At 34.2% G+C, this 23,810-nt stretch carries 18 protein-coding genes; all 18 read left to right on the forward strand.

The features are described 5' to 3' along the window. The first annotated feature begins 23 nt into the window (after positions 1 to 23). The 18 genes from pglZ to BBF96_RS00265 all read left to right on the forward strand — a co-directional run bounded on the left by pglZ (position 24) and on the right by BBF96_RS00265 (position 23,761). Positions 24 to 2,579: a BREX-1 system phosphatase PglZ type A gene (gene pglZ / locus BBF96_RS00180; protein WP_127015289.1), complete on the forward strand. Its 2,556-nt coding sequence runs from the start codon at positions 24 to 26 to the stop codon at positions 2,577 to 2,579. 25 nt (positions 2,580 to 2,604) lie between these two features. After that, the gene (gene brxL / locus BBF96_RS00185; RefSeq protein ID WP_127015290.1) at positions 2,605 to 4,653 is read left to right on the forward strand and encodes a protease Lon-related BREX system protein BrxL; all 2,049 of its coding nucleotides are present in this window, start codon (positions 2,605 to 2,607) and stop codon (positions 4,651 to 4,653) included. Between the two features lie 214 nt (positions 4,654 to 4,867). Beyond that, the gene (locus BBF96_RS00190; protein ID WP_127015291.1) at positions 4,868 to 5,920 is read left to right on the forward strand and encodes a PDDEXK-like family protein; all 1,053 of its coding nucleotides are present in this window, start codon (positions 4,868 to 4,870) and stop codon (positions 5,918 to 5,920) included. An 807-nt stretch (positions 5,921 to 6,727) separates the two neighbouring features. Continuing rightward, positions 6,728 to 8,452 (forward strand): dihydroxy-acid dehydratase, encoded by a 1,725-nt coding sequence (gene ilvD / locus BBF96_RS00195; RefSeq protein WP_127015292.1) that lies wholly within the window; start codon positions 6,728 to 6,730, stop codon positions 8,450 to 8,452. 155 nt (positions 8,453 to 8,607) lie between these two features. Continuing rightward, on the forward strand, positions 8,608 to 9,810 hold the full coding sequence (locus BBF96_RS00200; protein WP_127015293.1) for an ISL3 family transposase: 1,203 nt from the start codon (positions 8,608 to 8,610) through the stop codon (positions 9,808 to 9,810). Between the two features lie 190 nt (positions 9,811 to 10,000). Further along, positions 10,001 to 11,011 (forward strand): TRAP transporter substrate-binding protein, encoded by a 1,011-nt coding sequence (locus BBF96_RS00205; RefSeq protein WP_127015294.1) that lies wholly within the window; start codon positions 10,001 to 10,003, stop codon positions 11,009 to 11,011. Positions 11,012 to 11,076: 65 nt separating this feature from the next. Further along, on the forward strand, positions 11,077 to 11,583 hold the full coding sequence (locus BBF96_RS00210; RefSeq protein WP_127015295.1) for a TRAP transporter small permease: 507 nt from the start codon (positions 11,077 to 11,079) through the stop codon (positions 11,581 to 11,583). A gap of 4 nt (positions 11,584 to 11,587) precedes the next feature. Continuing rightward, complete coding sequence (locus tag BBF96_RS00215) at positions 11,588 to 12,868, forward strand: TRAP transporter large permease (RefSeq protein WP_127015296.1); 1,281 nt, start codon at positions 11,588 to 11,590, stop codon at positions 12,866 to 12,868. A gap of 365 nt (positions 12,869 to 13,233) precedes the next feature. Further along, complete coding sequence (locus BBF96_RS00220) at positions 13,234 to 14,229, forward strand: TRAP transporter substrate-binding protein (protein ID WP_127015297.1); 996 nt, start codon at positions 13,234 to 13,236, stop codon at positions 14,227 to 14,229. Positions 14,230 to 14,298: 69 nt separating this feature from the next. Then, complete coding sequence (locus BBF96_RS00225; RefSeq protein ID WP_127015298.1) at positions 14,299 to 14,796, forward strand: TRAP transporter small permease; 498 nt, start codon at positions 14,299 to 14,301, stop codon at positions 14,794 to 14,796. Beyond that, positions 14,797 to 16,071, forward strand: coding sequence for a TRAP transporter large permease (locus BBF96_RS00230; RefSeq protein ID WP_127015299.1), 1,275 nt, complete (start codon positions 14,797 to 14,799; stop codon positions 16,069 to 16,071). 19 nt (positions 16,072 to 16,090) lie between these two features. Further along, entirely contained in the window at positions 16,091 to 17,353 is a 1,263-nt protein-coding gene (locus BBF96_RS00235; protein WP_127015300.1) for a nickel-dependent lactate racemase family protein, read from the forward strand. A gap of 15 nt (positions 17,354 to 17,368) precedes the next feature. Continuing rightward, positions 17,369 to 18,343, forward strand: coding sequence for a C-terminal binding protein (locus BBF96_RS00240; RefSeq protein WP_127015301.1), 975 nt, complete (start codon positions 17,369 to 17,371; stop codon positions 18,341 to 18,343). A gap of 24 nt (positions 18,344 to 18,367) precedes the next feature. Continuing rightward, entirely contained in the window at positions 18,368 to 19,318 is a 951-nt protein-coding gene (locus BBF96_RS00245; protein WP_205665668.1) for a sugar kinase, read from the forward strand. A gap of 24 nt (positions 19,319 to 19,342) precedes the next feature. Beyond that, the gene (locus tag BBF96_RS00250) at positions 19,343 to 19,999 is read left to right on the forward strand and encodes a bifunctional 4-hydroxy-2-oxoglutarate aldolase/2-dehydro-3-deoxy-phosphogluconate aldolase (RefSeq protein ID WP_127015302.1); all 657 of its coding nucleotides are present in this window, start codon (positions 19,343 to 19,345) and stop codon (positions 19,997 to 19,999) included. Between the two features lie 129 nt (positions 20,000 to 20,128). After that, positions 20,129 to 20,905, forward strand: coding sequence for an IclR family transcriptional regulator (locus tag BBF96_RS00255; RefSeq protein WP_127015303.1), 777 nt, complete (start codon positions 20,129 to 20,131; stop codon positions 20,903 to 20,905). A gap of 261 nt (positions 20,906 to 21,166) precedes the next feature. After that, a complete protein-coding gene (locus tag BBF96_RS00260) occupies positions 21,167 to 22,354 on the forward strand; it encodes an anaerobic nitric oxide reductase flavorubredoxin (RefSeq protein ID WP_127015304.1) in 1,188 nt (395 codons plus the stop codon). 429 nt (positions 22,355 to 22,783) lie between these two features. Further along, positions 22,784 to 23,761, forward strand: coding sequence for a peptidylprolyl isomerase (locus BBF96_RS00265; protein WP_127015305.1), 978 nt, complete (start codon positions 22,784 to 22,786; stop codon positions 23,759 to 23,761). Positions 23,762 to 23,810 lie beyond the last annotated feature (49 nt).

The raw sequence follows: 23,810 nt of genomic DNA on the forward strand, positions 1-23,810 counted from the left end.
TTGAATACAGGTGGGTGACTAAAATGAACTTAAATGAGATAAAGAAAAAATTAGAAGAACATTTCAGTAAAGAACCTACTGGGGGGAAAAAAAGACATATTGTTTTCTGGTATGACGAAGAAAGAGAGTTTGTTGAAGATATTGACGAATTGCAGTTGGAAAATGCCAGGATTTTAAAACTTAAAGATAACAACGCTTTTTTCATCAAGTACCAATTGGAAAAAGTAGATACAGAATCTAATTATCTCATATACTCTCCTAACCGAAAGCCAGAGTCGAGGGAGAACTGGCTTCTGGATATATTAAATTACAGCATGGAATTTTCAGCAGATAAAGCAGATGTGATTATGACAGATTTTGGAATAAAAGAATCGTCTCTTAAGAGGGTATTTAAAAAGTACCTTAAGTTTTTTGGAAATAAAGAAAGATATAAAAAATTTGCTTCTTACAATATTGAAAAATTTACTGAAGAAAAGGTGGATATCGCTGTCCTTTCTGTTTTATGCAAACTTCCTGTGGCTGATTTTGAACTTGTTGTAAAAAAGGTTCTTATGGGGGAAGTTGAAGAGGAAAATAAGTTAATAGAAACAATCAGAAATTTTGGGGATTTAGATGCCTTTTGGAAGCTTGTAGAAAGAAGATACGGTTATGCTTTTGAAGAAAAATCTTTAGAAAAACTTATTATCATGTTTTTGGTTACCCATTTAAGTTACAATTTAGAGGAAGATTTGCCAGAAACATGGCAGAAGTTTGTATCTATAAAAAAATCTAATTGTATTGTATTTGTCAGCAATTTTATGAACCATGCAGTTGACAGCAAAATTTATGATCTTTTTGCAGATAGAGTGGAAAAAATATTAAATGTAAAAGATTATGTAAATAAGTGGGATATAGAGAAGTACATAAACTGTGACACTTTTAGAGTTTTTGATGAAATAATTATATCAAAGTTAATTAATAATTTGCTTGATGATATAGGTGAGTTTGAAAGATATCGAAAAATTATAAATAATAGAAAGACGAGTCATTGGTTTAATCAAAAAAAATATGAATATGAAGCTCTGTATTATGCTTTAGAAGTTCTTGAAATGGAAAGAAGAATGGGAAAGGTTATCAGAGGGCAAATGGCTTTTGAATTGATAGAAAACTATACAAAAGAATACTATTTAATGGATCAATTTTACAGGAAATTCTATTTGTCATATGATAAAATAAAGAATAAAGAGCCTTTTGAAAAATTGGCAGAAAAAATAGAAAACACTTATACTCACTGGTACTTAAATGAATTATCGATAAAATGGTCAAGGGCAGTTGAGAATGAACTGTATGAAAACTATGTGTTGATTGGAATTCCCCAGCAGAAGGATTTTTATGAGGATTATATTTCTTCATATGTAAAAAATGGTGAAAGGGTATTTGTCATTATTTCTGATGCATTGAGATACGAGGCTGGTAAAGAGCTGATTAACCTTTTAAATAAAGAACTAAGGGGTGCTGCTGAAATACACTTTATGCAGGGAGTCGTTCCTTCCACTACTAAATTTGGTATGGCAAGTTTGTTGCCCCGTAGAAGTATCGATATAAATGAAAAGGCAGAAGTTTTAGTGGATGGTATAAATACACAGGGAACAAACAACCGGGCAAGGATATTATTGAATTATTGTGAGGATGCTTTAGCTATACAATATCATGATTTGATGGATATGAAGAGAACTGAATATAAAGAAACCTTCGACGGTAAAAAGCTCATTTATATCTACCATAATGCAATCGATGCAGTAGGAGATAAAAGTTTAACGGAAAGAGAAGTATTTGAAGCTGTTGAAAAGGCTTTGAAAGACTTGATTAATTTAGTTAAAAAGCTTGTCAATAATGTTAGTGCTACCAATATTTTTATCACTGCAGACCATGGTTTTATTTACAGAAGATTTCCGCTAAATGAAAGTGATAAAGTTGGTAAAAGCAATATCAAAGCAATAGATGAAGGAAGAAGATTTGTGCTGACTGATTCCAGTGACCATTTGGAAGATACTTTATCAATTTCTATGAGATATATTTTGGGAGAACAGACGAATTTGAGAGTTATCGTGCCAAAAGGAGTCATTCGATATAAAATTCAAGGAGCGGGGGCCAACTATGTACACGGTGGAGTTTCCCTGCAGGAAATTATAATACCCGTGATTAAGTTTAAAAACATCAGAAAAAATGAATATAGGGCTTCTAAAGTTGAAGTGAAGTTAACAAATATTTCAAGAAAAATTACTAATAGGATTACTTATTTGGAATTCTTCCAGACTGAGAAAGTAGAAGATAAGAAAGTACCTTTGAGACTGAAACTTTATTTTGTTGATGAAGATGGCAATAAAATATCTAATGAGAATATCATAATTGCAGACAGTCGATCTTCATGTCCTGAAGAACGTACTTTTAGAGAAAAGTTTACCCTTAAAGATATGCCTTATGATAAAACCAAAAAATATTATTTAATTTTGGAAGACGAGGATGAACCTGTAGAAAAAATATATGAAAAGATTCCCTTTACAATAGATTTAATTATCAGTGACGATTTTGGTTTTTAATAAATATTAGGCAGGTGAAATGAACATGGATAAGTCAGATAAAACTTCAAACCTAAATGAAAAACTGAATAAATACTTTCCGGGAAGAGTTGTGCGAAAAGATTTGACAAAAAAAATAAAAGAAGGAGCAAATGTTCCGGTTTATGTGTTGGAATATTTGCTCGGTATGTATTGTGCCACGGATGATGAAGATAGCATCAATGATGGTGTGGAGAGGGTAAAAAATATACTTGCTCAAAATTTTGTTCGTCCAGATGAAGCAGAAAAGGTTAAATCCAAAATTCGTGAAATGGGGTTGTATACTGTAATTGATAAAGTAACAGTGAAACTTAATGAAAAGAAGGATATTTATGAGGCTGAGTTTTCGAACTTAGGCCTGAAAGGTGTAGAGATAGCCCCCCATTATGTCAGGGAATATGAGAAACTACTGACTGGTGGAATATGGTGTATTTTAAAAATTAGTTATTATTATGATGAAGAATTAAGAGATGTAAATCCTTTTAAAATAGATAACCTTAAACCCATTCAAATGCCTAATTTAGATATAGAAGAGATATTTAATAGGCGTAGATACTTTACTAAAGATGAATGGATAGATGTACTATTAAGATCCATTGGTATGGAGCCTACCCAATTAGAAGAAAAAGTAAAGTGGCATTTGCTGGCTCGTATGATTCCACTGGTAGAGAACAACTATAATCTTTGTGAATTAGGGCCACGGGGTACAGGGAAATCCCATATATATAAAGAAATATCTCCTTATTCAATCTTGATATCAGGCGGGCAAACTACAGTGGCAAATCTATTTTATAACATGTCCACAAGAAAGATAGGACTGGTTGGATTATGGGATGTGGTTGCTTTTGATGAGGTAGCAGGCATAACTTTTAAGGATAAAGATGGAATTCAAATAATGAAAGATTACATGGCTTCTGGTTCTTTTGCACGGGGAAAAGAAGAAAAAAATGCTTCAGCTTCTATGGTATTTGTAGGGAATATCAATCAAAGTGTTAACGTTTTGCTGAAAACTTCTCACTTATTTGATCCCTTTCCTGAAGCAATGGCCTATGATACTGCCTTTTTAGACAGAATGCACTATTACATTCCCGGATGGGAGATTCCTAAATACAGGCCAGAATATTTTACCAATGAATACGGATTTATTACAGATTATATAGCAGAGTTTTTCAGAGAAATGAGGAAAAGATCATTTTCTGATGCTCTGGATAAATATTTTATTTTAGGAAATAACCTCAACCAAAGAGATGTAATAGCGGTAAGAAAGACTGTTTCAGGTTTGGTAAAACTTATCTATCCAAACGGGGAATTTGAAAAGAAAGATATAGAGGAAATATTAAGGTATGCTTTGGTCGGAAGAAGGAGAGTAAAAGAACAGTTAAAAAAAATTGGTGGTATGGAATTTTATGATGTTCATTTTTCTTATATAGATAAAGAAACTTTTCAGGAGGAATTTGTATCAGTACCAGAACAGGGTGGAAGCAAACTGATTCCAGAAGGAATGGGAAAACCGGGCCATGTTTACACGGTTGCTCGTGGCGATTCTGGTATGATCGGTGTATTCAAAATTGAAACAGAAGTTGTGCCAGGTTCAGGAAAGTTCGAAAGAACTGGACTTGGTTCAAGTAGAGATGCAAAGGAAAGTATCAATATTGCTTTTAATTATTTTAAAGCAAACAAAAAAAATATTAGCGGAAGTATATCATTAAATAACAATGATTTTCTGATGCATATCCAAGATCTTCAGGGGATAGGTATGACGTCAGAATTGGCTTTAGCTGCTTTTATTGCATTGTGCTCGGGCGCATTAAAAAAACCTGTTCAGAGTCAACTGGTTGTACTGGGTTCTATGAGTATTGGTGGGACAATCAATAAAGTTGAAGAATTGGCAAATGTATTGCAAGTTTGCTTTGATGCCGGTGCGAAAAAGGTGCTGCTTCCCATGGCTTCTGCTACTGATATTGGTTCAGTTCCGCCGGAATTGTTTGCAAAATTCCAGATATCTTTCTATCAAAGCCCTGAAGATGCTGTGTTTAAGGCATTAGGGGTTGAGTAGATTTGTTTAAATTGTATTTAAAATATGGCTTGGTAACAGCTTAGGGACAAAGGAAGAAATGATTAATTTTATCCTATGATAATTTTATTGATGACAGTGATAATTCAATAAATGAGATAATCAGGTGTGAGGTCGATGAAAATAATCGACTTCAAGAGATTGGCAACTGATTAAAAAACTTTTATCAAAATGCTTTAAGTTAAGGAGGAATATTATGGATAGGAATTTTGTTAATATTATAGGTTATCAATTTGAAAAGGTGCATACAGGTGTTTTGAGATGGTTGCTCGACTCAAAAAATAGAGTAGTTTCCATAGAACAGAAATATGAGATATTGAAAAGAATATATAGAATATGCGGGAAAAAAATTGATTTTGACCAGCATGAAATAGCAAACATAACTTGCATTCCTGAATATTCGTTTGGTAGAAGGAGAAAGATTGACCTGGTTGTTAAAATTGATTTATTTAAAAATTGTACAAAATATTTAGTCATAGAAATGAAGGTTGATTCAATACCTTATGAAAGACAGTTAGAAGGTACATATATTGATTTTATGCAGAATAAGAATTGTGATAATAATGATGTAATCTTCTTATTATTTTTATTTGGTGCTTCGCAAGTTTGGAAAGGGCTAAATCCACAGGGCTTTGTTGTGTTTAGATTAAATGAAATTATTGAAGTTTTTTCGAAATTGGATATAAATGAAAATATTTATCGAGATTGGATCAAAGCTTTAAAAGAAGAAGATATAAGAAAAAATAATATTGAGTTGAATATAGATAAAACAAAGAATATTTGGGATGGAGACTACTGGAAGGACAAAGGTTATAGAATATGGTTTCCACTGTTTTATTACATATACAATGAGTTAAGAAAAACTTCTAAAAGATTTGAAGAATGGGATATATATAGTGGCCAGAACAATCCTGTTATGAACTGGAGTAAAGGATGGCTTGAAAAGAATTTCTTTGGAAGCAAAATTTATTTTTATTGGGAGTTTAACTATGAAGCTTTTGTATTGAAGGTCATGTTAGATGAAGAAAATAAAATGTCTCAAAACAATTTAAAGAAGTTAAGAAGTAAAATTGTAAAAATTTGTGAACCAGAAAGCAATGGTATAGGATATCAAACTCAAAACAGATACGGAACATATAATTCTATATATAAGTGGAAATTTAATTTTAAGGAAAAAAGTTTTTCTGAGATAATGATAGAAACTGATAGGATTCTTGACCGGATACATCCCCAATTGGAATCTCTTTGATTTTTGCTAATTAATCTTTAGAAACAGTCCTGGCATTATTCCACTCCAGCTTTTGGCTTATTATGTTGTCAGATTGCGGGGCTGTGATGTGGATCAATTGCGGAATCTGGCCAAGTCAGTAACAGTGGAGTAAGAGAAATAAAAATCACTCTTCTTAGTATACCATTACTAGGCACTAGTTTCTTCTTCAACTGGAGAAGGGCTAGTGCTTTTATAGTTTGAGCCTAACATAATCTTGAATAGCTTTTGCCAAGTTTTTAAGTTTATAAATGATTAAACTGCAAAAAGCTAATTTTGAGCGACATAGAAATTTTTCGTTAAATCTTCTTAGTGAGATTTCAGTTGAAATAAGGCCTCATCACAGAATGTGATGAGCTAATCAAGGGCCAGGAGGGCCCATTGATTAGTGTGCCTTATTTCGACTGAAATCGAACTTTAGATGGTTCGAAAAATTTCTCTTGAAGCGAAAAATTGGCTTTTTGCAGTAAAATCATAAATAAAATACTGAAAATAAAGAAGGAATTTTTACGACAAAAGCGAATTAAAACAATAAATGAAACTATGTTTTATTATATAAAACATTAAAAATATTAAAATGAATGACTTTATGAAAAATTGCTTTACGAAAATGATGGAACAGTCAGAATGGTAAGTATGTATATACAGAGAAAATTATAAAATTTCATAAAATTCTTTTTATAAAAGAAGGATTTTTAAAGAGAAAAGAGAAATAATACATCGATATAAAAACAGTGTTTCATATAGCAAAACAACAAGGTTTTACTAAACAAAAGAGGTGGAAAAACTTTGTTAAAAAGTAAAAAAATTAGAAAGATAGGGCCAGAAATTGACGCTTTAAGGATGGGTATGGATTGGCAAGTAGAAGATTTAGATAAAAAACAGGTTATTATTGCAAGTACATATGGATACAGCCATCCAGGGAGTTTTCATTTAGATAAATTGGTAGAAGCAGTAGTAAAAACTATTGATACCCATGGAGGCAAGGGAGCGCCATCAACTGTTACCGATATTTGTGATGGAATTGCTCAGGGCCATGATGGAATGAACTATTCCCTGGTTTCCAGGGAAATGATTGCAAATATGGTGGAGATTCAAGCCCTGGCTGCACCATATGATGGGATGGTTTTAATATCTTCCTGTGACAAGTCGGTTCCTGCCCATTTGATGGCCGCTGCTCGTATCGGTTTGCCGGCAATTCATATCCCTGGTGGTTCGATGATTCCTGGCCCTGATGGGTTAACTTTAGAGGAGATTGGTAAATATTACGCCCAACTAAAGCGAAATGAGATTAGTGAGGAAGAATTTAGAATATATCAACAGACAGCTTGCCCTTCATGTGGAGCATGTCAGTTTATGGGGACTGCGGCTACGATGCAGGTGATGGCTGAGGCACTGGGTTTAGCCTTACCAGGTTCTGCACTAATTCCTGTAGATAATTCAGCTTTGATTGAGATGGCACAAACTGCGGCCATTTATCTTTTACGAATGATTGATCAGGGAATTACTCCACGGGATATTTTGACTCAAGAGGCTTTTGAAAATGCCATTATGGTCCATGCCGCGATTGGTGGCTCAACTAATGCCCTGCTGCACTTACCGGCGATAGCTCATGAGTTAGGTTTGAACATTGATGCAGACCTTTTTGATCGATTACACCGGAAGATTCCCTATTTAAGTAATATCAAACCCAGTGGTGTATATCCAACCCAGTATTTCTGGTATGCTGGTGGGGTTCCGAAGATTATGGAGGAAATTAAAGAGTTTCTTCATTTAGATGTTATGACTATAACAGGTAAGACTTTAGGAGAAAATCTTTCCAATCTGGATGTTTTTAAGTATTTGCGTTTTATGAATGAAAAACCAGCAATAATGCCTGAATCAGAAAAGGTGATTTTGTCGAAGAAAAGTCCTATTCAATCATCCGGTGCTATTGCGATTTTGAGGGGTAATCTAGCTCCTCTTGGAGCGGTAGTAAAACATTCTGCCGTCGATCCTGCCATGTATCACTTTATAGGCAAGGCTAAAGTTTATAATAGCGAGGAAGATGCTTTAGCTGCAGTTTTGAATAAAACTGTACAACCAGGTGATGCTGTAGTTATCCGCTATGAAGGTCCTAAAGGATCTGGTATGCCGGAGATGTTCTATACTACTGAAGCTATTGCTTCTGATTCTGAATTGGTTAAATCTACTGCGTTAATTACTGATGGTCGCTTTTCGGGAGCGACCAGAGGGCCAGCTATAGGTCATGTATCACCAGAGGCAGTTGAAGGTGGTCCAATCGCTCTGGTAGAAGATGGCGACCTGATTGAAATAGATATTATTAACCGTTCTATTAATATTATTGGTATTGCTGGTGAGCGAAAAGATCCATCAGAAATTGAGTCTATTCTGGCTAAACGCCGTCAGTACTGGGAAAAACCTAAATTCAGATATAACCAAGGTGCTTTGGGGATTTATACCCGATGGGCGACTTCAGCTATTGAGGGTGCATATATTAAAATCAGAGAATGAATCTGGTATTAATCCCCAAAGAGGGAACATATAAAAAATAATTGGGTTTATAATTAATGTTGTGAAGAAAAAATTATAAAAAATAAAAAGGCATTTGCTGGCTCCGTTGAATTAATTAAGTTGCGAACTAAAAACCAAAGAAAGGAGTCCAGCAAATGCAATATAATAATATCATAAAATTTCTTGATTTGCCAGACATTATTGCAACTGAAATTATTTCAACGGAGGACAGATATATTTTTATTGCTGAAGCAAAGAAAAATCACATTGTGTGTCCTCAGTGTGGTAATATCACTAATAAAATCCATGATACAAAATGGCAAAATATTAGAGACATCCCCATAAGAGGTAAACTAGTAATCATTAGACTTCTAAAGAAAAGATATCGTTGTCCTTATTGTCATAAGAGGGGTATCCCTGAAAAATATGAAAGTATTGATAAATATGCCCGTAAAACCAAACGCTTTGATAAATATATTGCTAAAGAGACTGTCAGTAAGGATTATTCTAAAGTTGCTAGAGAAAACGGGTTAAGTTATACAGCTGTTAATAATGCAGTTAAAAAAGTAGTTGACCCTCTTATCAAACAACAAATTTCAAAACTTAGTCAATTAAAAGCCATCAGTATCGATGAATTTGCAGTTTTAAAACGCCATAAATATGGAGTTAGCATTACAGATCCAATTAATCGGGAGTTAATTGACATTTTACCTACTCGCAAAAAGGATGATTTAATTGACTACTTTAATTGTTGGGAAGATGAGCAAAGACGACAGATTCAATCAATCTCTATGGATATGTGGCGGCCGTTCAAAGCAGTAGCAGATGTAGCATTTACTCATGCAAAAATTGTTATAGATAAATTTCACCTTGTAACTTTAATGAACAGAGCCCTTGATGAAGTTAGAAAACAAGTTCAACAAACAGTAAATAATCATCAGAGAAGAAAGTTTTTTCAAAGTCGTTTATTACTCCAAAAACGAGCTGAAGAACTGACAGACGAAGAACATGAAAAGCTCATCGAATTATTTGAACTCAGTCCAGCTCTAGAAAAGGCCTGGGAATTAAAAGAGGAATTCAGAGACCTATTGCAGCTAGATGATGTGAAAGAAGCCACCAGAGCTCTAAAAAGGTGGTATAAAGAAGTAATAAAAAGCAAGCTGATGCCTTTTTACCAGGTAAAAAAGATAATACAAAGATGGGAAGAAAAAATACTAAATTATTTTAAGACTAAGATAACCAATGGCTTTGCTGAGGGTATCAATAACAAGATTAAATTGATCAAAAGGATTGGATATGGTGTTCCAAATGTTATGAATCTAAGGAGAAGAGTATTTAATGCAATGTTAAGTTATTAAATTTAAATGTTTATTTCAAAATCAATTTACCAATCAATTCAACGGAGCCAACTTATCTTTCACAACATTTGACGGAGAGCCAAATAATTTTATTCAGGAGGTGATTTTAGAGATAGAAGATGCAACTATAATTTGAGGTTTAGAAATTTTTATAAGATTGATTAAATTATTATACGGGGAGGGTAAAAAAATGAGAAACAGATTTTATATAATTACTTCACTTGCATTATTATTGGTTTTTGGTTTAAGTGCACTTGGAATGGCTAAGGGAGAGTATCATATAAATATAGGTATAGGTTTAAATGACAAATCTGCGCAATACAAATCATTAGTATATTTTAAAGAATTGGTTGAAAAAAATAGTGATGGAAGGATTAAAATAGATATTTATCATTCAAGCCAATTAGGTGATGACCGTGAAATGATGGAAGCGTTACAACTTGGAGTTCAAGAGATGACCTGTCCGTCTACTGCTCCAATTGCTCCATTTGTGAATGAATTTAAGGTATTCGATCTTCCGTTTTTATTTCCTTCTAACGAGGCAGCGGATTATGTATTAGATGGACCAGTAGGACAAAAATTATTAGATAAATTAGCGGATATCGGAATAATAGGGTTGGCATATTGGGAAAATGGGTATCGTCATTTAACTAATAGTGTACGTCCAGTACAGTCTCCAGAAGATGTCAAAGGATTAAAAATCAGAACTATGGAAAATCCTATTCATTTAGCAGCCTGGAGAGAGTTAGGAGCTAATCCTACTCCTATGGCATTTGGTGAGGTATTTTCAGCTATGCAACAGGGAGTAGTTGATGGTCAGGAAAATCCCTGGGGCACAATTTATTTACAAAACTTTTATGAAGTTCAAAAATATGCAACAGATACCGGTCATGTTTATTCTCCTTTTGTCTTAATGATTTCCAAGAAATTCTGGGATAAGTTGCCATCTGACTTACAGAAGGTAATAAAAGATGCTGCTATTAAATCTAAGTACTATAACCGCAAATTAAATCGTGAAATGAACGCTGAATATCTTGAAAAACTTAAGACTAAAATGCATGTTACTATTTTAACTCCTGAACAAAGAGCTGAGTTTAAGAAAGCTGTTCAACCTGTGTATGAAAAATTTGCTGATGAGATTGGACGCGATTTAATTAAAGAAGTTCAGCAACAAATTGAAGAATTCCAAAGTAAAAAATAATAATTTTAAGATCGTATGGAGGGAGATTATTCCCTCCATACGATCTTAAATAAGGGGAGTGTGAAATGAAAAACAAAAATTTACTTACAGTAATCACGAACATTTATAAAGGAATAATAGTTATATTAACATTTCTTATGTTTGTGATTGTTGGTGCCAATGTTTTTATGAGATATGTTTTAAATAATTCTTTAGGCTGGGCCGACGAATTATCTCGATTCATCTTTATTTGGGTTTCTTTTTTAGGGGCAGTACTGGCATATCATAGTAATGAACATATAGGGTTAGATATTGTAGTCAAATTGATTCCTTCAAAAAAAATACAATTAATCTTTCGGTTAATTGGCGATTTAGGTGTTTTATTGGTAATTATTTTTTTAACATACTATGGTTGGGTAGTAGCTAGCTCAGCAACTAATCTTTCGCCAGCATTATATATACCAATGAAATTTGTTTATATGATTATTCCAGTAAGTGCTTTTCTTATGGGTTTAATAAATATCAAGAAAATAATTCATACCTTAAAATTGCTAAAAAATTATAGTTTTGGTCAGGTTCAAAGAGAGGTGTGAAATTATGCTATGGTTATTTTTAGGTACACTATTTTTATTTGTTTTTCTGGGTATACCAGTTGTATTTAGTTTAGGTTTATCTAATCTGGTTATTATGCATACCATGGATATACCCTATATGGTTCTAGCTCAAAAAATGATTTCTGGAATGAATAACTTTCCTCTGTTAGCAATTCCCTTTTTTATGTTTGTCGGTGAAATTATGAATCGAGGAGGTATTGCAAAAAAGTTAGTGGATTTTGCTGACGCATTAGTTGGATATATAACGGGGGGACTGGGGCATGTTAATATTTTGGCAAGTATGTTTTTTGGAGGAATTTCAGGTTCAGCTATAGCTGATACTGCTGCCATTGGAGGTTTGCTAGTACCTCCAATGATCAAACAAAAATACCCAGCTGATTATTCAGCTGCTGTTACTGCATCATCGGCAGTAATTGGAATTATTATTCCTCCCAGTATTCCTTTTATTTTATATGGTATTATTACTAATACATCTATTGCTCGCCTATTTTTGGGAGGTATTATTCCTGGAATTTTGGTTGGTTTTGCTTTAATGGTGACAACATACTTTACAAGTAAAAAGTATGGTTATGGTATTAAAGAAACAGAAAAAGCTAGTTTTAGTTTTAAACGGGTTTGGTCAACTTTTAAGCAAGCCTGGTTGGCTTTAAGTATTCCGGTTATAGTAGTGGGTGGAATCTTAGGAGGAGTTTTTACTGCGACTGAAGCAGGGGTTGTTGCTGCTTTTGTTTCTCTAATTTTGGGATTATTTGTTTATAAAGAAATTGAAATTAAGGATATACCAGGTATTTTTTTGAATACTGCTAAAACTACTGCTGTAGTTTTGTTTTTGTGTGGAATGGCTATGGTAACAGCATGGCTTTTAACAATAGCACGTGTACCTTTTGCTTTAGCTAAATTGTTAACGTCTATAACTACCTCTCCTTTAGGAGTTCTGTTGATTACAAATGTTTTATTGTTCCTTGTCGGTTTTGTTATGGATTTAACTCCTGCTATGTTGATACTTGCTCCAATACTTTTACCTATTATCAAATCGGTAGGAATTGATCCCGTTTATTTTGGGGTTATTATGTCTATTAATTTGGGGATTGGTTTAATTACTCCGCCTGTAGGAACAGTATTATATGTTGCCTGTGGAGTAGCTAATATAAAACTGGAAGAATTGGTTCGGGCTATTTTACCATTCCTGATTACCTTATTAATTGTTTTAATTATTCTAATTATTTTCCCACAGTTGGTAATGTTTATTCCTAGTTTGTACTAAAGTGGAGGGTAGGCTGACGATTAATGAAAAAGAGTAAAATATTAAGGGGTATATGCAGAGAAAATTAAAATTTCATAAATTTCTTTAAAATCAAAGAAGGAATTTTAAGAAGAAGAGAGAAATAATATATTGAAATAAAAAACAGTGTTTCATATAACAAAACAAAAAGATTTTGCTGAACAAGTAAGGGTGCATGTATCAAATCGCGAGGATAGATTAGAAGTCATTATGGGGATAGTAGTCTAAAAAACGTACTGATATTAAAGAGTATAGGGGGTGATTAACTGGATACAAGACAAAGATAAATTCACATTAATGTAGGAAAAGTATTAAACAATGAAAAATCATAAGGGGGTATAAAAATAATGAATGCCAGATTTTTTAAAATTATAGGGTTAACATTACTTTTAATATTTGTATTAAGTAGTTTTGTTGGTGCAACAACTCTTAAGATTGCTAACTATTATGCAGTAGATCACCCTGTAAATCAAGCGTTACAAAATAAGTTTAAACCTATGGTTGAAGAAGGAACAAATGGCAAAATAAAAGTATACATTTTTCCCAATAATCAATTAGGAGCTGAACAGGAATTTATCGAAGGTGTACAATTAGGAACTATTGAGATGGCTATGACAGGTAATATGTGGGAAAATACTGTTCCTCAATTCAGGATAATGCAGTTACCTTATATGTTTGTTAATTATGAACATGCTGATGCTGTATTGAATGGTCCTATCGGTGAAAAGATTTATAAATATTTAGAACCTTTAAATGTTAAAGTTTTAGCTTCTTTTCCTAATGGATTTAGAGTTATATCAAACAATAAGCGTCCAATTAGAACTATTGAGGACTGCAAAGATATTAAGCTACGCGTTTTCCAGGGTGAAACCATTATAAAAGAAATGAAAGCTTTAGGTTTTAGTACTGTAGTTCTGCCATTTAGTGAAATCTTTACTGCTTTACAACAAGGAGTAGTAGATGGACAGGATAATCCACTTGCTACTGCTTATTATGCAGGATGGTATGATGTACAAAAATATGTATCAATTACTAACCATATGTATAGTCCTGGATATATAGTTATAAACAAAGGTGTTTGGGATCGCCTTTCTGAAGATGAGAAGGAAATTATTAAGAAGGCTGCTCAGGTTACATCTGAAGCGATATTAAATGCGGTTCGAAGCCAGGAGGATCAAATTATCAAAGAGATCACTAATAAAGGTGTGGTAGTAACTTACCCAGATCTTAAACCATTTATGGAACGTGTTAAACCTATTGTAAATGAGTTTATTGAAGAGTATCCAGAAACAAAAGACATTATTGATGATATTCAAGAATTAAGTCAAAAATATCTCCAATAAATGTTTAATAATAAGCAGGTCAGGTGTTGGTTTTAAACCAACACCTGACTTTTGGAAAGGAGTATAGTTATGAAAAGAATTTTAAATTATATGTATAAAATAGTTGATATTATCATGATCAGTACATTGATAGTTATGGTAAGTTCCATTTTTGTTAATGTGATTGCCCGGTATTTTGGTATGGCCTTTACCTGGATAGATGAAATAAGTAGATTGACCTTTGTTTGGATGTCTTTTATGGCTATAGTTGCCGGTCTGCAAAAAGGTTTACATCCTTCTTTTACTGTACTTTTGGAGAGAACTAATGGAATATGGACTAAAATATTATTATCAATTATTAATATTTTGATTTTAGTATTTTTGGTTTATTTATTAAAAGGCGGTATTAATTATATTTCACGAGCTTACATTCAAAAAACAGCTATTTTGGGTATTTCTGTTGCATGGAAATATGCAGCGGTTCCTTTTGCAACTGTTATGATGATTATAGAAGTAATAAAAGAACTTATATTAGTCTGGAAAAAAGATGTGATTGAAATTGAGCGAAAAACTGAGGAGGTGGTTTAATTGGCGGTAATTTTGACCTTTTTAGGTTCCTTAATAGGGTTTACTATTTTGGGGGTGCCAATAGGTTTTGCAATCGGATTGACTGCAATTATTTTAATGTTCTTTATAGGTTTGCCTGAACCGATGGTACTAGCGAGAAGATTAGTGACAGGAGTAGATGTTTATACATTATTAGCAATTCCTTTCTTTATGTTAGCTGGAGAGATTATGAACAGAGCAGGGTTGGTACATGACATTCTTAAATTTGCTAATGCTATAGTTGGCCGTTTAAAAGGTGGCTTAGCTTATGTAAATGTAATAGGAAGTATGTTGTTTGCTGGAATTAGTGGATCTGCTGTTGCTGATACTGCTGCTTTAGGTTCATTAGAGATACCTATGATGGAAAAAGACGGCTATGATAAGCCGTTTGCCTCAGCTATTACTGCTGCTTCTGCGGTGATTGGTCCAATAATTCCACCCAGTATTCCTATGATTATATTAGGATCTATCGCCCAGATATCTATTGCTAAATTATTTTTGGGTGGTGCTATACCAGGAATATTAATAGGATTGTCTCTTCTTGCAATATCTTATTTCATTGCTAAAAAAAGGGACTATCCTGTAAGTGAACGTGTCAATTTTAAAGAGTTTCTCCAGGTTTTCAAAAAAACCATTTGGGCTTTGATCTTACCATTGATTATTTTGGGCGGAATTATAGGGGGAATTTTTACTGCTACCGAGGCTGGTGCTGTAGCTGTTATCTATGCTATTATTATTTCATTTACTGTATATAAAGTGAAGCTTAAAGATTTTCCAGAGATATTAAAAGGAGCTGCTTTAAATACAGGAGTAGTTATGTTAGTTTGCGGTGCTGCTATGGCTTTAACATGGTACCTTGCAGTAGCCCAAGTGCCGCAGAATTTAACTATATTTTTAATGAATCTAACTCAAAATAAATTAGTCTTTCTTTTGGTTTTGAATATATTGTTATTTTTTGTTGGGATGGTTATTGATTTGACTCCTGCCTTATTCCTATTGGTTCCTATTTTATTACCTGTTAGTAATGCTTATGGTGTTGATCCTATTCACTTTGGTGTTATCATGGTTGCTAATTTATGTATTGGTTTGATAACCCCTCCTGTAGGTACTGTTTTGTATGTCACTACTTCTATTTCCAAGGTTAAATTAGAAAAATTAGTTAAAGAATTATTACCAATGTATCTTATATTATTTATCGTATTAATGTTAATTACTTACGTACCTTCGCTTGTTCTATGGTTGCCATCATTAATTTAGATCAGGGAGTTGGTTTATAATGAAGTTGAATTTTTACTATTCAGGGATTAGAGGGGTTGAAATACCTGATAAAAATCTTCTAGGGGTATTCAAACCTAAGGTAAGTGATAATAATTTTGAAATAGAGAAATTGGTTTGGGAAGCTCTTCAAAATCCTATTGGTACTAATAAATTAGATCAAGAAGTAAAACCAGGAGATAAGATATTAATTCTATCTGATGATAATACCCGTGCTACTCCTGTTGATAAGATTTTAAAGGTTTTATTACCCTATCTTCATGAATTGGGGATTAAAAAAGAAGATATTATTATTTTGATGGCAGTGGGTACTCATCGGCCTATGAATCAAAGGGAATTAGTTGCTAAATTGGGGCAGCGAATAGTTGATGAATATAAAGTAGTTAATCATCTTTGGAATAAAAAAGAGGAAAACATTTACTATGGAAAGACTTCAAAAGGTATAGAGGTGTGGGGAAATAAATTACTGCGGGAGGCTGATTATGTCATTGGATTAGGACATATAGTACCTCATAGAGTGGCTGGTTTCTCCGGTGGAGGAAAAATTGCTCAACCAGGGGTATCGACCGGTAAAACAACCGGTGAGACCCATTGGCTTAGTGCTTTAGTCCCCGGTTCTGAGATTATGGGTAAAAGAGATAACCCGGTAAGAGAGCAGATAGATGAATCAGCCAGGTTGATGGGATTAAATTTTATCATTAATGTTGTACAGGATTTAAAGGGAAAAGTTGTGGGGGTATTTGCTGGTGATTTTATTGCTGCTCATAGGGCTGGATGTGCTTTGGCTAAAGAAGTATATGGGGTCAGGATTCCAAAAGCTGATATAGTTATTACTGATTCATATCCGGCTGATATCGAACTATGGCAGGCAGCGAAAGGAATCTATTCTTCTGAATTAGTGGTTAAAGAAAATGGTTATGTTATTTTAGTAACGCCCTGTCCAGAAGGGGTATCAAAAGCTCATCCTGAAATTGAGAAATTTGGATATCTATCTTTAGAAGAGGTAAAAAAGCTTGTAGAAAATAAAGAGTTGCAAGAATTGAGTGTAGCTGCCCATTTAGTTCATGTAGGTAGGGTTATCAAAGAAAAAGCTCATGGAATTATGGTTTGTCCAAATATTTCTGATGAACTTAAAGAAAAATTAGGCTTTATTCCAGCTGCTTCTGTACAGGAAGCACTGTCGTATGCTTTAAATAAAAAAGGAAAAGATGCTTCTATTGTTGTTATGTTACATGCAGGAGAGATTTTACCTATTAATAATTAAAAAGGAGGAATCATTATGTCCAAATTTAAAGTTTTAGTAACTGATTATGAATATGAAACTCTGGAATATGAAGAGAAAGTACTAGCAGAGATTGATGCTGAGTTGCTAAAAGCTCAATGTAAGACAGAAGAAGAAGTTATAGAAGCAGCTCAGGGTGTAGATGGCCTATTGGTTCAATATGCTCCAATAGGTAGAAAAGTTTTTGAATCATTACCCCAATTAAAGGTTGTTGCCCGTTACGGGGTAGGGGTTGATGTAGTCGATTTAGAAGCGGCTACTGAACATGGAGTTTGTGTGGTTAATGTGCCAGATTACTGTGAGGATGAGGTATCTGACCATGCTTTTGCTTTATTAATGGCCTGTGCTAGAAAGATAGTTTTACTTAATAATGATGTTAAAGGCGGAAACTGGGACTTCAATATTTCCCGACCAGTTTATCGTTTGCGGGGTAGGACACTGGGTATTGTAGGATTTGGGAAGATACCCCGTAGGTTGGCAGAGAAAGCTAAACCATTTGGATTTGAGATAATTGTTTATGACCCATTTGTAGATGAAAAGGTAGAAAAAGAATATGGAGTAAAATTGGTTGAATTGGATGAATTGATGAAGAGATCGGACTTTGTCTCAGTTCATGCCCCATTGAATGAAAATACAAAACATATGATTGGTGCTCGAGAACTGGGCCTTATGAAAGAGTCTGCCTTTATAATTAACACAGCCCGGGGAGCGGTGATTGATGAAAAAGCTTTAATTGAGACTTTGAAAAATAAAAAAATTGCTGGAGCTGCCCTGGATGTAGCTGAACAAGAGCCAATTGCAAAAGATAATCCATTATTGGATATGGATAATGTAATTATTACTCCTCATGTTGGCTGGTATTCTGAAGAAGCACAGATAGAATTGCAGACTAAAGCAGCCCGGGGAGTAGCTGATGTACTTATAGGTAAAAAACCTGAATATTTAGTAAATAAAGAGGTTTGGAATAAATAATTATACAAGTTAGAGGTGATAGTGGTGCTTGATGTAGTAACATTAGGAGAAACAATGGTAATGATGAATCCTCAGGAGAGTGGTTCACTGAAATATGTTAATCAATTCACAAAACAATTGGGTGGGGCTGAGTCCAATTTTGCTATTGGATTGGCCCGGCTGGGTATTAAAGTAGGATGGATCAGTCGATTAGGGAATGATAGTTTTGGTGATTATATTGAGGCATTTATCAGAGGTGAAGGAGTAGATGTTTCCCGGGTTAAGCGTGATGATAAACATCCAACAGGTTTGATGATTAAAGAAAGACGAGGGTTGGGTGAAAGTAAGGTATATTATTACCGCCATAATTCTGCAGCAAGTCATATGGAACCTGATGATCTGGATGAAGAATATATAAGTCAGGCCAAATATCTGCATTTAACAGGAATTACCCCTGCTTTAAGTGATTCTTGCAGAGAGGTAGTTTATAAAGCAATTGAAATAGCCCATAAATATGGTTTAAAAGTTACATTTGACCCCAATTTAAGATTAAAATTGTGGAGTAAAGAAGAGATGAGGCGAGTTATTTTAGATATTTGTAGCAAAGTGGATATTGTTTTACCGGGCTTGAGTGAGGGTAAAATATTGTTAGAGATGGAGAAACCGGAAGAGATTATAGACGGTTTTTTAAAGCTAGGTCCCAAAATTGTTGTGCTTAAAGTAGGAGAAAAGGGAGCCATAGTGGCTACCAAAGAAGATAAACATTATGTACCGGGATATACCTTAAAAAGAGTTATTGATCCCATTGGTGCTGGAGATGGTTTTGCTGCCGGTTTTGTAGCTGGCCAGATAAAAGGTTATGATTTAATTGAGTCAGTAAAATTAGCTAATGCTGTAGGAGCTTTTGCTGTGACAGTGAAAGGTGATGTAGAAGGTTTACCGACCTGGGATGAGTTGCAGGTCTTTTTAGGAAACAAAGAAGATATTGAAAGATAATATTTATTTATGGAGGGATAAATTTTGGACAAAAGTAAGGTTTTAAAAGTTATTGAAGATACGGGTCTGGTTGCTGTAATAAGGGGTATGGAACTGGCTAAAATGGCTAATATTGCTAAGGCTTTGGTCGCAGGTGGTGTTAAGGCTTTAGAAATAACCATGAATAGTTCTCAGCCCTTGAAGATGATAGAAGAAGTTAAGTCATTATTAGAGGATACTGATGTTATTATAGGGGCGGGAACTGTATTAGATCCTGAGACTGCCCGGGCGGCTATTTTAGCAGGAGCAGAGTTTATCTTTGCTCCTAATCTTAATTTAAAGGTAATAGAACTATGTAGAAGGTATGATAAACTTGTGATGCCTGGGGTAATGACCCCTACCGAGATTGTGACGGCCTGGGAGGCAGGTGCTGACCTTGTAAAAGTATTTCCTGCCCAGGTAGTTGGTCCTGAATTTATCAAAAGTGTTAAAGGACCATTAAATCATATTAAGATGATTCCTACTGGAGGTATCAATCTGGATAATGCTGCTGATTATATTAAAGCTGGGGCCATTGCATTAGGTGTTGGTGGAAGTTTACTGGATAAAAAGGCAATAGCCAATGAGGATTATGAGATATTGACAGAAAGAGCTCGCGCTTTCCAGAGAATTATTGAAAAGGCTCGAAATCAACCAAACTAGATATAAAAAATGCCTCCGTTTTTGAGAGGGGTTTTAAAAAATTGTTAAAAATATTGGCTCTCAAGAAGGAGGCTAACTTTTTATAAATAATAATAAATAAGAATTGATTGATGGAGGGAGGTAGATTTTGTGTCATATAGACGAAAACCGGTTCAACTGGTACAATCCTTAGATAGAGCTTTAGATATATTGGAAAAAATAGTTGAAGCGGAAGATGGTTTGGGAGTTACCGAATTAAGTAAATCTCTTGAGTTACACAAAAGCACTATTTATCGGTTGTTGGCTACTTTAGCATACCGGGGATATGTTAGACAGGATCCAAAAAATGAAAAATATAAGGTCGGAATTAAACTTTTTGAGCTGGGGAATTTAGCTTTAAATAAATTAGAATTACGTAGAGAAGTACGACCATTTTTAGAGGAATTGATGTCCAGAACGGGTGAAACAATACATTTAGGAATTTTGGATAACGATGAGGTCGTTTACATTGATAAAGTTGAAAGTCCCCAGACAATAAGGATGTATTCTAAAATTGGAAAAAGAGCTCCGGTACATTGTACTGGTTTAGGTAAAGTATTGCTAGCATATTCTTCATCTGAGGTTATAGATAAAGTAATTGAGAAGGGTTTACGAGCTTATACTGAGAATACTATAACCGATGTAGATGCTTTTAAAAAACATTTAGAGGAAATACGAAGACAGGGCTTTGCCATAGATAATGTTGAACATGAAGAAGGAATTAGGTGTGTAGCAGGGCCAATCTTCGATTATTCAGGTAATGTTATAGCTTCATTTAGCATATCTGGGCCAACTATGCGTGTAACTGAGGAAAAAATACCTGATTTTGCTCAACTTGTGCGTGATTATTCGAAAAAGATGTCCAGAGCTCTGGGATTTATTGAATAACTCTTTACTTCTGTTCTGGCCATTACTACACTCCAGCTTTTGGCTTACTATGCAGCTAAATTTGTGGAAGCTGCAGGATCTGACCAAGTCAGTGACAGTGGAGTAAGGGTAAATAAAACCACCACTTCGGGTAATGCTACATGAAGGGTGGTTTTTCTTTAAATAATTAGTTTTTCTTTCTTTCTTCAAAAGGATTTTGTTGGTGTTTTATCGAAGGGGTAATTATATTTAGTTATAATTAAAGGAGGTTATATATATAATATGAGTTTTATCATCAAAAATAATGTCTTCTGGGTTGGAAAGGTGGACTGGGAGCTTAGAAGATTCCATGGTGAAGAGTTATCAACCCATCGGGGTTCATCTTATAACTCTTATCTGATTCGGGAAGAGAAAACAGTTCTTATTGATACAGTCTGGCGTCCCTATGCCAGAGAGTTTATTGAAAACTTAAAAAAAGAGATTGATTTGAATGAGATTGATGCTATAATAGTCAATCATGGTGAGGTTGATCATAGTGGTGCTTTGCCTGAGTTAATGAAATTGATCCCCGATACACCTATCTATTGTACTGCAAATGGGGTTAAATCCCTGAAAGGTCAGTATCATCAGGATTGGAACTTTAAAGTTGTTAAGACCGGAGACAGATTAAATCTGGGATCAAAAGAATTGATCTTTATTGAAGCTCCTATGCTCCACTGGCCGGATTCCATGTTTACATATCTGACCGGGGATAATATTCTCTTCAGTAATGATGCCTTTGGACAGCATTATGCCCATGAACCTATGTTTAATGATCAGGTTGATGAGTGTGAACTATATCAGGAAGCCCTTAAATACTATGCCAATATCCTGACTCCTTTCAGTAAAATGGTTTTAAAGAAGATTGATGAGGTATTAGGTATGGATCTTTCTGTAAGTATGATTTGTCCAAGCCATGGTATTATCTGGCGTAAAGATCCTCTCCAGATTGTGAACACATATAAAAAATGGGCTGATGAGTATCAGGAGAACCAAATTACCATTCTTTATGATACCATGTGGAAGGGAACTAAATATATGGCAGAAGCCATTGCAGAGGGAATTCGCAATAAGGATAAAGATGTAACCATTAAATTATATCGGACAAGCACCAGTGATAAGAATGACGTTATTACCGAGGTCTTTAAATCAAAAGCAATTCTGGTAGGTTCCCCAACAGTTAATAATGGTATCCTCACAACTGTGGCAGGTATTATGGAAGAGATTCACGGGATGCGTTTTAAAGGGAAAAAGGCTGCTGCCTTTGGCTGTTACGGCTGGAGTGGGGAGTCAATGAAAATTCTTACCGAAATGTTAGAAAAAGCCGGTTTTGAGATTGTTCAGGATGGAATCAGAGTCAATTGGAGCCCTAATAAAGAGGATATAGAAAGATGTATTAAATTTGGTGAAAGTTTTGTGGAAAATTTATAAAAGATAAAACTGCAAAAAGCTAATTTTGAGCGATTAAACCATCTTAGTGAGATTTCAGTCGAAATAAGGCCTCGTATGAGGATTGATGAGCTAATCAGGGGCCCGGAGGGCCCGTTGATTAGGGTGCCTTATTTCGGCTGAGATCGAACTTTAGATGGTTCGAAAAATTTCTTTTGAAGCGAAAAATTAGCTTTTTGCAGTTTAATCATAAAATAAATTATTGGCCTGCCAGGAATTTCTTTGGTGGGCTTTTATTAATATAGGCGAGGATTTTTTAAGTTTCGAGGCAGGAAATAGGTAGAAAATATTTAATTTAATAAAGTATATTTGATATTTTTAAGGAGAGGAGGGCAGCTTTATTAATAACCTACATATGGAATTGTTGTAATAAAATTATTTTAAACAAGACATAGGGAGGATTTAATAATAATGAAAAAAATTATTTTATCTGTATTTATTTTGTTAATATTAGCTATACCGGTTTTAGCTGAAGATGTAAATCAGGTTGTTGCAGTTGTGGAAGGAAAGGAGATTACTTTAGGTCAGCTAGATCAGATCATTAATCTACGGAGTTTTTTGATGCAGTTATATCAGACAAACCCTCAATTTACCCAATTGTTATTGAATACTGAATCCGGTCAAGAATTGATTAAAGAATACCGGAAACAGCAGTTAGAACAATATATTATGAAGATGCTTCTTGTTATGGAGGCAAAAAATAGAGGTTTAAGTATTTCTAAAGAGAGAGAAAATGAATTTTTTGAAGAGCAGGTTCAGCAAGTAATGAAAGCAAATAATCTTACTAAAGAGCAGTTGATTGAAGCCCTAAAACAGCAGGGGATTGGATCTATGGATGAATATAAGAAGCTTTTACTGGAGCAAAGTAATGATTTTCTTCTTATAGAAGAATTGCAAAATCAGGTTTTTTCTGAAATTACTGTGGACGATACTGAGATTAGCGAGTACTATTTAAATCATCTGCAACAATTTGAAAGAGAAGCTTCTGTTCATATCCGCCATATTCTTGTTAAGACTAAAGAAGAAGCTGAAATGTTAAAAAATAAGTTACAAAACGGAGCTGATTTTAAAGAATTAGCAAAGGAATTTTCCATCGGGCCTTCTGCTTCAAGGGGTGGAGATATTGGCTTTTTAACTAAAGGTGAATTGATTCCTGAGATAGACGAAGTTGCATTTTCACTTCAACCTGGTGAGATTAGTGATGTGGTTGAAACTGAGCTTGGTTATCATATTATTAAAGTTGAAGAGGTATTGCCAGCAGGCAAGGTACCTTTAGAAGAAGCTAAAGGGCAGATAAAAGAGCTTTTATTGGACCAGAAGAAACAAAAAGCCTGGAATCAGTTTATTCAGGAATTGAGAGAGAATGCTCAGGTTGAGATTAAAATATAAAATTAGCTTTTTGCAGTAAAATCAAATATGCGTTTTAAGCTCTATTTCT

Source organism: Anoxybacter fermentans, assembly GCF_003991135.1.
In the GTDB taxonomy this organism is placed as follows: domain Bacteria; phylum Bacillota; class Halanaerobiia; order DY22613; family DY22613; genus Anoxybacter; species Anoxybacter fermentans.

Coding starts and splice junctions, on each gene's coding strand:
- pglZ (WP_127015289.1), top strand. CDS start 24: ATGAACTTAAATGAGATAAAGAAAAAATTAGAAGAACATTTCAGTAAA.
- brxL (WP_127015290.1), top strand. CDS start 2,605: ATGGATAAGTCAGATAAAACTTCAAACCTAAATGAAAAACTGAATAAA.
- BBF96_RS00190 (WP_127015291.1), top strand. CDS start 4,868: ATGGATAGGAATTTTGTTAATATTATAGGTTATCAATTTGAAAAGGTG.
- BBF96_RS00200 (WP_127015293.1), top strand. CDS start 8,608: ATGCAATATAATAATATCATAAAATTTCTTGATTTGCCAGACATTATT.
- BBF96_RS00205 (WP_127015294.1), top strand. CDS start 10,001: ATGAGAAACAGATTTTATATAATTACTTCACTTGCATTATTATTGGTT.
- BBF96_RS00210 (WP_127015295.1), top strand. CDS start 11,077: ATGAAAAACAAAAATTTACTTACAGTAATCACGAACATTTATAAAGGA.
- BBF96_RS00215 (WP_127015296.1), top strand. CDS start 11,588: ATGCTATGGTTATTTTTAGGTACACTATTTTTATTTGTTTTTCTGGGT.
- BBF96_RS00220 (WP_127015297.1), top strand. CDS start 13,234: ATGAATGCCAGATTTTTTAAAATTATAGGGTTAACATTACTTTTAATA.
- BBF96_RS00225 (WP_127015298.1), top strand. CDS start 14,299: ATGAAAAGAATTTTAAATTATATGTATAAAATAGTTGATATTATCATG.
- BBF96_RS00235 (WP_127015300.1), top strand. CDS start 16,091: ATGAAGTTGAATTTTTACTATTCAGGGATTAGAGGGGTTGAAATACCT.
- BBF96_RS00240 (WP_127015301.1), top strand. CDS start 17,369: ATGTCCAAATTTAAAGTTTTAGTAACTGATTATGAATATGAAACTCTG.
- BBF96_RS00260 (WP_127015304.1), top strand. CDS start 21,167: ATGAGTTTTATCATCAAAAATAATGTCTTCTGGGTTGGAAAGGTGGAC.
- BBF96_RS00265 (WP_127015305.1), top strand. CDS start 22,784: ATGAAAAAAATTATTTTATCTGTATTTATTTTGTTAATATTAGCTATA.